General features: G+C 64.2%; 10 protein-coding genes, 1 tRNA gene and 1 pseudogene. 8 read left to right on the plus strand and 4 right to left on the minus strand.

The window, feature by feature from the left end; genetic code table 11:
* The first annotated feature begins 22 nt into the window (after positions 1 to 22).
* Positions 23 to 99: transfer RNA gene (locus L0V05_RS19565), tRNA-Met, on the plus strand.
* A gap of 272 nt (positions 100 to 371) precedes the next feature.
* Here L0V05_RS19565 and L0V05_RS20700 read toward each other — a convergent pair.
* The 4 genes and pseudogenes from L0V05_RS20700 to L0V05_RS19580 form a co-directional block, all read right to left on the minus strand.
* Positions 372 to 3,140: an SbcC/MukB-like Walker B domain-containing protein gene (locus tag L0V05_RS20700; RefSeq protein ID WP_234873194.1), complete on the minus strand. Its 2,769-nt coding sequence runs from the start codon at positions 3,138 to 3,140 to the stop codon at positions 372 to 374.
* A 300-nt stretch (positions 3,141 to 3,440) separates the two neighbouring features.
* A pseudogene (locus tag L0V05_RS20760) lies at positions 3,441 to 4,103 on the minus strand (AAA family ATPase); the annotation flags it as partial.
* A gap of 3 nt (positions 4,104 to 4,106) precedes the next feature.
* Positions 4,107 to 5,324, minus strand: a complete 1,218-nt coding sequence (locus L0V05_RS19575) for an exonuclease SbcCD subunit D (RefSeq protein WP_234873195.1) — start codon at positions 5,322 to 5,324, stop codon at positions 4,107 to 4,109.
* Positions 5,325 to 5,712: 388 nt separating this feature from the next.
* Positions 5,713 to 6,390: a LexA family transcriptional regulator gene (locus L0V05_RS19580; protein ID WP_234873196.1), complete on the minus strand. Its 678-nt coding sequence runs from the start codon at positions 6,388 to 6,390 to the stop codon at positions 5,713 to 5,715.
* Between the two features lie 108 nt (positions 6,391 to 6,498).
* On the opposite strand from L0V05_RS19580, the gene L0V05_RS19585 reads away from it, so the two are divergent.
* From L0V05_RS19585 to L0V05_RS19615, 7 genes are all read left to right on the plus strand, one after another.
* Complete coding sequence (locus tag L0V05_RS19585; RefSeq protein ID WP_234873197.1) at positions 6,499 to 7,182, plus strand: hypothetical protein; 684 nt, start codon at positions 6,499 to 6,501, stop codon at positions 7,180 to 7,182.
* 202 nt (positions 7,183 to 7,384) lie between these two features.
* Positions 7,385 to 7,588: a helix-turn-helix transcriptional regulator gene (locus L0V05_RS19590; protein WP_071166986.1), complete on the plus strand. Its 204-nt coding sequence runs from the start codon at positions 7,385 to 7,387 to the stop codon at positions 7,586 to 7,588.
* Positions 7,588 to 7,950, plus strand: coding sequence for a hypothetical protein (locus L0V05_RS19595; protein ID WP_234873198.1), 363 nt, complete (start codon positions 7,588 to 7,590; stop codon positions 7,948 to 7,950). Before L0V05_RS19590 ends, L0V05_RS19595 begins: the two co-directional genes overlap by 1 nt.
* 26 nt (positions 7,951 to 7,976) lie before the next feature.
* A complete protein-coding gene (locus L0V05_RS19600; RefSeq protein WP_234873199.1) occupies positions 7,977 to 8,465 on the plus strand; it encodes a hypothetical protein in 489 nt (162 codons plus the stop codon).
* On the plus strand, positions 8,462 to 9,331 hold the full coding sequence (locus tag L0V05_RS19605; protein WP_234873200.1) for an ATP-binding protein: 870 nt from the start codon (positions 8,462 to 8,464) through the stop codon (positions 9,329 to 9,331). Before L0V05_RS19600 ends, L0V05_RS19605 begins: the two co-directional genes overlap by 4 nt.
* A gap of 20 nt (positions 9,332 to 9,351) precedes the next feature.
* Positions 9,352 to 9,951 carry a hypothetical protein gene (locus L0V05_RS19610; protein ID WP_234873201.1) on the plus strand — a complete coding sequence of 200 codons (600 nt, stop codon included), beginning with the start codon at positions 9,352 to 9,354 and terminating at the stop codon, positions 9,949 to 9,951.
* An 11-nt stretch (positions 9,952 to 9,962) separates the two neighbouring features.
* Positions 9,963 to 11,654, plus strand: coding sequence for a DEAD/DEAH box helicase (locus tag L0V05_RS19615; protein ID WP_234873202.1), 1,692 nt, complete (start codon positions 9,963 to 9,965; stop codon positions 11,652 to 11,654).
* Positions 11,655 to 11,804 lie beyond the last annotated feature (150 nt).

Consider the following 11,804-nt stretch of genomic DNA (forward strand, 5'->3'; position numbering starts at 1 on the left):
CCGGATACCGTGACGCAACCGGCGCGGGGTGGAGCAGCCCGGTAGCTCGTCAGGCTCATAACCTGAAGGCCGCAGGTTCAAATCCTGCCCCCGCAACCATTTTTACACGCGTTATCAAACACTTATGCGCCGCCCTCCGGGGCGGCGTTTGCGTTTGCACCACCCGTGGAAGCACTGTGGAAGCAAGAGGGGCCGAAGTCCTTAGAAACACAGCGAAAACCGACATGCCTTTGAAACGTCGAGCAGTTGCGAGTGTTTTCTGGGATTGCCCTGCAGCTTTCGATTGTTCTGTAAGCAGGACGCGCAGCAAATGCGTCGGCGATTTGACGTGGCTGAAAATGCTGACGCTTCCAACAAGGATCCTAATATCATCACTTGGATCCGTCCGCAGAAATCCTGACGGTGCTTTTCCCTCCGCCTTGCTTGGTCACCATGATACGGACCGGGATCCGGTCTTTCATGGCCTCCACGTGGCTGATTACGCCCACTTGTCTGCCCTGGGACTGAAGACCTTCCAGCGCGTCGATCGCCATATCGAGGCTCGCAGCGTCAAGAGAGCCGAAGCCTTCGTCGATGAACAAAGTTGCGGCCAAACCGGCTTTGCCGCCCATCCGGGACAGGGCCAGTGCGAGGGCCAATGACACAAGGAAGCGCTCCCCGCCTGACAAGCTGCGGGTCGCCCTTGCCTCACCGCCCATGTCGATATCTTCAACTTGCAGCGCAAGGTCAGCCGCGCGACGCAGGCGGTAGCGTGGGTTCAGGTCGGCAAGATGGCGGTTTGCGTTGTCGGCTAGCACATCCAAGGTGATGGATTGCGCGAAGCGGGCGAAACGATCGCCATTCCTAGAGCCGATCGCAGCGTTGACCGCTTGCCAAACGTCAAGTTGAGCCCGCGCCTTCGCGATCTCGGCCTCCAACCCGGCCAGTTTCTGGCGGTTTGCGGCATCCACGGTGATCTGGTTTTCAATGGCGCCCTGACGCTGCTGGCGCAGTGTAATCGCCGCATCCAGTGCATCGATCCCTTTACGCAGGTCATCGACTGGCATCTCGGGGAGATCCTGCTGAAGATCGAAGAGGTCTTGCCGGCGTTGGGTCAAGGCGGCGCGTGCGGCGATCAAGGCATCGTCAAGTCCGCGAAGGTGATCTCGCAGCGCCTGCACTTCATCCCGCCCCAGTGCAAACAGCACCTCAAGATCCTCTGTCCCCAGACCAAGGTCTGATTTTTTCTTTGCCAACTCTGCTTGAACCGCAGCGGCAGCGGCCCCCGCGGCTGAGAACTCCGCCTCTGCCGCCTGATGTTCCGTGACGGCGGCAACCGCCTTGTTCAAGGCGTCCGTGTAGATCTTCTGTGCGTCCTCCCGCGCGGCCAGTGCGGCCTTCCGACTGTCGTTGAAACGAGTCCTGTGCGCCGAGGTGGGTTCGCCACCCAAAAGTAGGGCACGTTTCTGCCGCAGTGCATCCAGAGCAAGCTGTCTGGCGTTGGCTGCTTGCCGCGCGCCATCTGCCATCTGAGCCGCCGCATCCGACTTAGTGGCCTGCGCAGCGACTTTTGGCGCAAGCTCGGCCAAGAGATCCTTCGCCGATTTCTGAGATTGTCGGGCTTTGGTGACGCGCTCGACCAGACTTTCCAGGCGTCCAGTGAGATCAGGATCATTAAGGGCTCTGTCGCCCTCGTTCAGTGCGCGCAATAGAGGATTGACTACAGATGCGTGCCGTTCCGCAGTCGCCCGGTGGTTTAGCTCAGCCTGACGTGCCAGCCCCAGTATACGCTCTGCTTCTGCTTTTGCAGTCGTTACGGTGTCGCGTTCTGTAACCTTGGTCGCAAGATATGCCCGCAATGCCTCCCGTTGGTCCGTGATCCCGGCCAGGCTTTTGCGGAATTGAGCGAGCGTATCCTGCGCCTTGACCTCAACCTCTTGCGCGGCACCGATGCGAAGCCGCGCGCCCTCGACCCCGGCAAGATCTGCGTCGGGTGTTTCGGACAGGCCCACCGGACAACCGGGTATTGCCAAAGCTTTGGCTCGTGCTGCTGCCCAGTCGTCCTTTGCTTTTTCAATGGCTGCCGTTGTTGCCGCAAGTGCAGACCCGGCCTGTGCAATCTGCGCCTCGTGAATGGCACGTTGACGTTCGGCCTCCATCTGCGCCGATCTGGCCTCCTGCTCATCCTTTCTGGCCCTTGCCATATCTGCGCGCAGCCTGGTCGCCAGATTGGCCAAAGCCGCATCGGCATGGATCGGATGCTCGGCAGAGCCACAGACCGGACAAGGCGCGCCGGGTTCAAGATGCAGGCGCAAGGTGCGCGCGGCCTCCGAGAGGGCAAGGTCGGCCTGCTGCGACGGCGCGACAAGGGCCGCCACCTGCGCTTCGGCCCGGATCAACGCGTCCGCTGCCGTGGCGATGGCGGCCATTGCCGCCGTCGCACCTGCCTGACCGGCCTGTCCTTGGATGAGCGCCGCAGCCTGATCGCGCTTGGCCGTGGCATGGTCGCCCCCGGCGCGGTGCAATGCGGTCAGGGCTGCGGCGAGATCTGCAAGCTGACGCGAAGCCTGTGGCGGATGCTGAAGTTCCAGCTCTGATATCTGCTTGGCAAGCTGCATCGTCTGTGCCTGCAAAATGGCGTCCTTGTCGTTCGCCTCTGTGATGGCTGACGTCAAGGCATCCGTTTCTTCCTGCAACCCTCGGCGCTTTGCTTCGGCATCAATGGCCCCGGTCGCCGCCTTGGCCGCTTCGGCCATGGCTGCACCATAGGCCAGAATGTCGGCCCGCACCTGTTCCCAACGATCAGCAAGAGGTGAGGCTGCCGCCAGTCTGAGAATCTCGGCATCCGCATTGGTCAGATCAGTCTCAGCCTTGATGACCGCCGCGCGCAACTCTGACAGAGCCGCTGCTTCGATCTTGGCCTTGGCTGCTGCGTCCTCTGCCACCGATTGTGCTGTTTTCACCTCTGTTGCAGCCGACTGGATTTGGGCATCCAAGGTTGCCGCTTCATCCCACTGCGGACCCAGAATCTTGAACTCAGCTTCCTTGGTGGCAAGGGCAGCTTCGGCGTCGGCTGCGGCCGTGCGCAGGCCTTCCGCCAAGGCTTCCGCGCGGGAACGCCCATCGCGCTTGGCCTCAAGTCCAGTGGCGGCGGTTGCCACTCGCACAGTGGCATCTTTGGCCTTGATCCACAGGGACCGCAGGGGTTCCGATCGATCGATTTGCGCCAGCCGCTCCCGATCCGAGGTCGCAGCAGCATTCGCCATCGACGCCGCCGCTTCGGCCGCCTCGGCAAGCCCAAACTGGCGGGCGGCATCGGCATGGCGGGCATGGCGCTCAATATCCGCCTGCAGCTTGCTTCGCTCTGCCATGGCTGCCGCGTTCTCAGCCACTAGGGTCGCATTTTCTTCGGCCAGCGCGGCCTGTTCTTCATCCGACAGCAGCCGATGCTCTCCCCGACGCAAGGCCAGCGCATCATGGGCCTGACGAGCCGCCTCGGTCCGTTCAAAAACGCGCGTCGAAACGGCACGATAGAGGCTGGTGCCGGTGACCTTTTCCAGAAGCCCTGCTCGTTCATTGGTGTCGGCGCGCAGGAAGGCATCGAAATCCCCCTGTGCTAGCAGAACGGTGCGCCGGAACTCCTCATAGGTCAGGCCGGTCAGGGCGATGATCTGCTCATTCACGGCCGTGGTCTGGCCGGCCAGCACCTGTTGATCTGATGCCCGAGCTAGAGAGCGTGCGACGTTCTGCAATTTGCCGTCCGCCTTGTCGCGGGCGCGACGGGACTGCCAGCGGGCGATATAGTCATTCCCGTCCTGCGCGGTGAAGCGCACCTCTGCCCAACCCTGAACCGCGCCACGCCGCAGGATGGCGCGTGCATCCTTGGCCTTGATGGCATCGCCCGAAGGATCGGGCACCTCGTCGCTGGACGCACCCGTGGCAAGGCGCGGCGCATCGCCATAAAGTGCAAGGCACATGGCATCGAGGATCGAGGATTTCCCCGCCCCAGTCTCGCCCGTGATGGCAAAAAGCCCTGCGCCATTCAGGGGGGCCGCAGTGAAATCAATCTCGAAACGGTCCGACAGGCTTGCGATGTTCTGACCGGAAATCGACAGGATACGCATGAATCAGGCCTCCGACAGGGCATCGCGGAAGGCCGCAAGGTGATGTGGATCCGGGGGCGTTCCATGCACTTCGGCGAAGGCCGACAGGAACAGATCTTCGGGTGACGTTTCTGCCAGCGTCGCGGGCGGACGTTCTCCTGCTGGTTGATCGTTGCGAATGATCGAAAGACCGGCGAGCCGGGCCGGCGTCCGCTCCATCTGGGTCTCGATTTCGGCAGCGAGCATCGTTGCGGGACGATCAGCCGTCAGAGACAAGTATACGAAGGGTTGCTCGTCACGCGGGGTGTCTGGGTCCAAGGCAAGCTTGACGAGCCCTGCCAGCACATCTTCCAGCTTTCCGTGCCCCGAAGGTGGGAGACGAAACATCTGGACGGGGCGGTCTATGGGCACATGCCGATGCGCGATGCCGTCTGTCAGGTCGATCAATGTCACGCCATGATCGTAGGCAATTTCCGAGGCGGACAGCGGAAAAGCTGAACCTGAATAGCGCACGCGCCCACCATCCAGCGATTGCGGCCTGTGCAGATGGCCAAGTGCGACATAGCCAAGCTCGGCCGGGAAAACATCCGGCGGCACCGCATGTTCACCGCCGATCAGGATGCGGCGCTCTGCCCCTTCCGAGGCGAGTCCGCCTGAACAGGTGAGGTGGCCCATCGCAAGAAGCGGCAATCCACCGGCACGGGCAACAGCGGCCTCGCTCATCTCACGGTGCAGGGCGCGCACGGCGACCGTGATGGCGGGTTCGTCACCTTGCTCCGCACCGAGGTGCAGGCCCGGCAGATCGGCCTGGCGAAGGAAAGGAACCGCCAGCACATGAGCGCGTATTGCCCCATGGCGATCCCGTAGCGGGATCAAATGCCGGTCAAGATCGACCCCACCAGCGTCACGCCGCAAGGTGCCAAGGACATGAACGCCCAGTTCATTCAACACCGCCTCGGGCGCTTCCAGGCGCTGTGCAGGATCATGGTTGCCCGCGGTCAGGATGATCTGCAGATGCGGTTGCGACCGAACCATGCGTGCGATGGCCCCGTAAAGAAGGCGTTGCGCTTCGCCGGAAGGATTGATCCCGTCGAAGACATCACCTGCTACAAGCAGCGCGTCCACGTCTTCCGCCAGTATCACATCATGCAAACGATCCAGAAACGCCCGGTGTTCATGGTCGCGAGACCAGCCATTCAGGGTCTGGCCAATGTGCCAGTCAGCGGTGTGAAGTATGCGCATCGGATATCCGGAAAGTTACTGGTCTCCAAAGTATTGCAGAGTTCCAAGCGACTCAGCCATCGAATTCCCGCGCTTGGGCAAGCCCACGTGTGTCCGGTGCGGCCTAGCAGCTAGCGGCGCGATCCTACTCAGACTTTAGTGCCGCCGGAAAATCCGGCAGGGTTCAGAGGCTGCATGCGTCTGAAGCTACGGTCCGGTTCTCTTTGCGTATTGGATGCAGGCATGAGGAGCGAACGTCTCATGCAAGGCATTGAAAGAGAGGTGAAAAATGCGTTGACAAACCTGCCCCCCTTGACGCAGATTCCAATCATCGCAGAGGTGCGCCCGGAGAGAGATCTCGCGGGCGCTTTTTCGTTTCTGGCTCCGGGCGGGAACGGCACCTCCATCCTCATATCTCCCGCGCGAACCAGCGGATGCGGCCGATGATGCGGATCTCGTCAGCCGTGCGCTCGTAGGCGGGGTAGTGCGTGTTGTCCGAGATCACCCGCACGGCAGGAGGGTCGCTGTTGGGGATGTGCTCGAGGCGCTTGGCCACCAGGCCCATGCCGTCGTCGAGGACGAAGATGCCAGGGGGGCTGGGGAACTGGCGCGTCATGTCGACAAGCACGGCATCCCCGTCCTGCAGCGTGGGGACCATGCTGTCGCCTTCGACATGCATGATCCGGAGCTGTGACGGGCTGGCCTTCAGCTTGTGGCGGATCCACGACTGGCGGAAGTGGTAGGCGCGGCCGGGTGTGTCGCTATCCTCGGTCACCACCGCGCCGCCACCCATGGCGGGGCGAGGTGTCGCATGCGCGATCGCCACGAAGGCATCTTCGGGGGTCTCGGTGAAGGGGGAGGGGCCCTCAACCTCGCCGATCCCATGGATCAGCCACTCGCGGTCCACCTTCAGCACACGGGCGACGTCGGCCAGCCGGTCAATTCTGGGGCGCGAGGAGCGCCCGCGCAGGATGTCATAGACGAAGGAGCGGTTGACCCCGGCCATCTCCGCAACATGGGCCGGTGCCAGGCCGAGCTGGTCGGAACGAGCCCGCAGACGGTCGGCCAGGGTGTGATGTTCGGTCATCTTTTCCCCAAGGGGCTGTGGATAGAGTGGGATATGACAGGATTGAATTTGGATCGTCAAGCGGCTAGAACAAAAGCCAAACAGATTGCATGGGAATCGGGGGCACGGATGGAGATCGAGAAGGCGTATTTCACCCTGCCGGAAGTCCTCGCCCGCTGGTCGATGCCCGAGGTCGATCTGGTCTATCTCGCCGAGAACGACCAGCTTCGGCTGTCGGTCCGCATCCTGAACCTGCCCATCGAGTTTGGCGACTTCGAGGAAACCGACGATGGCCGCTGCTTCTCGATCCCCACCGTGCGGTCCTTGTTCAACGGGCTGCTGGACCTTCACGTTCAGGACGTCTTCCAGCTCTTCCGCCTTGGCGAGGTCAGCATCACCCGGTTCCGGACAGCGAAGGCGGACTATGCCTGCTTCTACGGTTCGCGTGAATGCCTGACGATCCGCAAGCCCGATCTTGTTCTAAGGCGCGAAGAACGTGACCGTTTCGAGGCGGCGACAGGGTTTGGCGGTGCCTCCGGCTTGAAGTCCGCTGGCGGGTTTCACGCCTCCGCCGACTATCAGAGCGTCCGCTGCCATGGCCGGGAGTTCCGGCTGGGTCCGATCCAGGCACAGGTCGTGCGGATCCTGCATGCGGCGGCCAAGCAGGGCGATCCGTGGCAGAGCGGCAAGGCGGTGCTCTCGTCGGCCGGGTCGCGCAGCCTCAAGATGGCGGACGTCTTCAAGTCCAAGAAGGACTGGCCGCTCCTCATCGAGTCGAACGGCCGCGGGGCGTATCGCCTCGCGGGCCTCTGAGTCGGACCCTCCGCGCGTCCCTACTTGCTCCCCGTGGTGGGATGCTCTGGGGGATGGAAGGGGATGGCGATCCCACCGACATGCGTTTCAGCCCATGATTGAAACGGTCCGACTGATCCCCCGCCGTATCCCACTCTGATCCCGACGACATCCCCGCATCGCGCCGTGCATCTTCCTCCCAACGACACACCGGGAGAGGACGATGCAGACCAGAACCTGCCTGAACCAGACCGAACTTGCCGCACGCTGGAGCATTTCGGCGCGCACTCTTGAACGCTGGCGCTGGACCGGCGAGGGCCCGGCCTTCCTGAAGATCGGCGGCCGTGTGGTCTACCGGCTCGAGGATGTGCTGGCCTATGAGCAGGCCCGCCAGCGGCGCAGCACTGCGGATCGGGGCGCGGCATGATGGCCCGAAATTCCATCCTCCGCGCCACAGGCGTCGTGTCGATCTTTGGCGCGGCCGGACCTGCCCTTGATGAGGTCGGGCTTTCAGCCTGGATCGCGCAGGCCGCTCCCGGCGAGACGCTGGTCTACCATCGCGGATTTCTCGCGGTCGACGCGACCTCAGTCATCTCGAAGCTGCCTGCTGAACAGCAGCGCACCCTGCGCCTGGTGGCATCGGCCGCCCTGCGCGCCGCCGAGCAGGGTCTTGTCCACCTGGTGCAGGCCCGGATCGGCCCCGACCAGTTCGCCTACATCGCCATCGCCCGGGCCAGACCCCGCCAGGCCGGTCCTGCCCTTTCCATGCGCCTTCTCGAAGCCGCCTGATCCTATCCCCCATCACGGAGACCCTCATGACGTTCCCGCAGAACACCCCCAGCATCGATCAGCTGATCAACCTGCCCGCAGGCGAGATCGCCCAGCTTCCGGTTGAACTTCTGGCCGCCCTGCAGCGCGAGATCGACGCGGCAGCCAAGGAGATGAAGGCCGTCACCGCGCGCTTTTCCACGGCACTCGAGGTCCGCTACTCCGCCCGCGCCGCCGAGGCCCGCCACCTGCTGGCCAAGGACACCGGTACCGTCCGCATTGTCGATGGCGATTTCACCGTGGTCGCCGATCTGCCGAAGCGCGTCGAATGGGACCAGGCCAAGCTCGCGGCAATGGTCGAGCGCATCCGCGCTGCGGGTGAAGATCCGGCCGAATACGTCGAGATCAACTTCAAGGTGCCCGAGCGCGCCTATGCCGCCTGGCCCGAGGCGATCCGCCAGGGCTTCGAGCCCGCCCGCACCGTCAAGACCGGCACGCTGAAGGTCGAGATCCTGCAGCGGGAGGATCGCGCGTGAGCCTGCCCATCATCACCGCCGACCAGCGGCTGGCCGAGCCGCGCGGCATCAAGGGCTGCATCTTCGGCAAGTCCGGCATCGGCAAGACCAGCCTTCTCTGGACGCTCGACCCGGCCCGCACGCTGTTCATCGACCTCGAAGCGGGCGATCTCGCCATCGAGGGCTGGCCGGGTGACAGCATCCGGCCGCGCACATGGGCCGAGTGCCGGGATTTCGCGGTGTTCATCGGCGGGCCCAATCCGGCCCTGCGCGACGAACAGCCCTACAGCCCCGCGCATCATGCTGCCGTCTGCCAGAAGTTCGGCGATCCGGCCGCGCTCGACCGCTACGACACCATCTTCGTCGACTCGATCACCGTGGCGGGGCGGCTCTGCTTCCAATGGTGCAAGGGCCAGCCGGAAGCGGTGTCGGAGAAGACCGGCAAGCCCGACGTGCGTGGGGCGTACGGGTTGCACGGGCGCGAGATGATCGCCTGGCTGACCCACCTCCAGCATACCCGGGGGCGCAACGTCTGGTTCGTGGGGATCCTCGACGAGAAGTTCGACGACTTCAACCGGCGCGTCTTCCAGCCGCAGATCGACGGATCGAAGACCGGGCTCGAGCTGCCGGGGATCGTCGACGAGGTGATCACCATGGCCGAGTTGAAGGCCGATGGTGGTGATCCCTACCGCGCCTTCGTCTGCCACACCATCAACCCCTGGGGCTTTCCGGCCAAGGATCGTTCCGGTCGCCTCGGCCAAGTGGAAGAGCCGCATCTCGGCCGCCTGATGGACAAGATCCGCGCCCCCGGCACGCCCGCGCCCCGTCGCCTGACCTTCACGCCGCCCGCTGATGGCGCGGCCGATCACCCCCATCCGCAATCCTGATCCGCAAGAGGAGACACCCCATGGGTTCCTGGAACGACTTCAACGACGCCCAGTCCAACACCAACCTCATCCCCAAGGGCACGCTGGCCAAGGTCCGCCTGACGATCCGTCCCGGCGGTTTCGACGATCCCTCGCAGGGCTGGACCGGGGGCTATGCCACCCGCGGCTCGACTGGCGCCGTGTACCTGAACGGCGAGTTCACCGTGACCGAGGGGCAGTATGCCCGGCGCAAGATCTTCACGCTGATCGGCCTCTACAGCCCGAAGGGACCGGACTGGGCCAACATGGGCCGCAGCATGATCCGCGGCATGCTGAACTCGGCGCGCGGGATTTCCGACAAGGACCAGTCCCCGCAGGCGCAGGCGGCGCGGCGGATCAACGGGCTCGGGGATCTGGACGGGATCGAGTTCCTGGCCCGGATCGACGTCGGCACCGATGCCACCGGCGACGACAAGAACGAAATCCGCAGCGCTGTGACGCCGGACCATCGGGATTACGCCCAGCACATGGGGCTCGCCGCACCGCCCGGCTACCACCTGCCCGCGCAACCCGCGCCGCAGCAGCCGGTTCAGGCGCAACCTGCGTCGCCGGTGCCCGGTCGTCCCTCCTGGGCGCAGTGAGGGCCTGATCCATGCGCCTTCGCCCCCGACAGAGCCTCTTCGTGGAGCGCAGCCTCGCTGCGCTCTGCGATCAAGGCAACACCCTCAGCATCGCCTCGACGGGCTTCGGCAAGACCATCGCCCTGTCGGCGGTTGTCGCCAAATCCCTCGAGGGCAGTGATGCCAAGGCCTGCATCCTCGCGCATCGCGACGAACTGACCGCACAGAACCGGGCGAAGTTCAGCCGGGTCGCGCCTGACATCACCACCTCCGTTGTCGATGCCGAGGCCAAGAGCTGGGCAGGGCGGGCGACCTTCGCCATGGTGCCGACCCTCTCGCGGCCCTCCAATCTGGCGGCGATGCCTGCGCTCGACCTTCTGGTCATCGACGAGGCGCATCACGCGGTGGCCTACAGCTATCGCCGGATCATCGACCATGTCCGGGGCGCCAATCCTGCCTGCCGGATCTTCGGCGTCACCGCCACGCCTAACCGGGGCGACCGCAAGGGTCTGCGCGAGATCTTCGACAATGTCGGCGACCAGGTGCGGCTGGGCGAGCTGATCGCCTCGGGCCACCTTGTCCCACCCCGCACCTTCGTCATCGACGTCGGTGTGCAGGAACAACTGCGTGCCGTGCGCAAGAGCGCTGCCGACTACGACATGACCGAGGTCGCGCAGATCATGAACCGCGCGCCGGTGACGGATGAGGTCGTGCGGCACTGGCAGGAAAAGGCGAGCGAGCGGCCGACCGTGGTGTTCTGTTCCACCGTCGCCCATGCCGAAAACGTCGCTGCCGCCTTCAACGACGCTGGGGTTTCGGCGGCCGTCATTCATGGCGATCTTGATGCCGGCATGCGTCGCCGAATCCTCGCCGCCTATGCCTCGGGCGAAATTCGCGTCATCGTCAACGTGGCCGTGCTGACCGAGGGCTGGGACCATCCGCCCACCTCCTGCGTCGTGCTGCTGCGGCCGAGTTCCTACAAGTCGACCATGATCCAGATGGTCGGGCGTGGACTGCGCACGGTGGATCCCGAGGAACACCCCGGTGTCGTGAAGACCGACTGCATCGTGCTGGATTTCGGCACGTCGAGCCTGATCCACGGCACGCTGGAACAGGATGTCGATCTGGACGGCAAGACCGAGTCCGGCGACGCGCCGACGAAAACCTGCCCGGCCTGTGAGGCGGAAATCCCGCTGGCCGCCATGGAATGTCCGCTCTGCGGCGAGGTGTTCGCGCGCGACGTCGAGGAACCCGGCGAAGGCCAGGATGTCATCCCGCTTTCGGGTTTCATCATGTCCGAGATCGACCTTCTGAAGCGGTCAAGCTTCGCATGGGTCGATCTCTTCGGCGATGATGCCGCGCTGATGGCCAACGGCTTCAATGCCTGGGGCGGGATCTTCTTTCTCGACGGTCGCTGGCACGCGGTGGGTGGCGCGAAGGGCCGCGCGCCCCGGCTGCTGGGCGTGGGAGAGCGGACAGTCTGCCTCGCGCAGGCTGATGACTGGCTGAACGAATACGAGACCGACGAGAGCGCCTTCAAATCGAAGAGCTGGCTGAAGCAGGCCGCGACGGAAAAGCAGCTGCAGTATCTGCCGACCGAGTTCCGACAGGACTATGGCCTGACCCGCTATCGCGCCTCGGCGCTGATGACCTTCGGATTCAACAAGCGCGAAATCCGCCAGCTCGTCGGCCGTGCCAGCCCGGACATCGGGAGGGCGGCGTGAACCATGTCGCGCATAGTGCGCCCCCGCGCGAACCGGCGCGCCATGGGCACCCGCGTCTGCAACCTTGCGCCGTCTGCCTGCGTCCCGCGCAAGGCTTCGGCTTCTTCAACCCCGCCAAACCACGCCCCCGCAAGCATCGCTGGTTCTGCT

This window comes from Alitabrizicola rongguiensis, from assembly GCF_021491355.1.
GTDB lineage: Bacteria > Pseudomonadota > Alphaproteobacteria > Rhodobacterales > Rhodobacteraceae > Aliitabrizicola > Aliitabrizicola rongguiensis.